1 pseudogene is annotated in these 215 nt (G+C 70.7%); it reads right to left on the minus strand.

From position 1 onward, the window contains the following. Positions 1 to 33: 33 nt before the first annotated feature. A pseudogene (locus BIV01_RS12785) lies at positions 34 to 215 on the minus strand (short-chain dehydrogenase); the annotation flags it as partial.

Genomic DNA, 215 nt, shown 5'->3' on the forward strand with positions numbered 1-215 from the left:
AATCGGTAGTTTTCTACCACTCCGCCGCCCCGCTCAGACCACCGACCACCCGCCGTCGCTCGGCAGCACCGCGCCGTTCACGTTGGCCGAGTCGTCGCTGAGCAACCACGTGATCGCCGCCGCGAGCTGCTCGGGCTGCGCCACCGGCGGGATCGTCGTCTGCATGATCGGCCCCACCCGTCCGGCCGCGTACTCGCTGCGCATCGGCGCCTCGA

Origin of the sequence: Curtobacterium sp. MCBA15_013 (assembly GCF_001865095.1) — a bacterium.
GTDB lineage: Bacteria > Actinomycetota > Actinomycetes > Actinomycetales > Microbacteriaceae > Curtobacterium.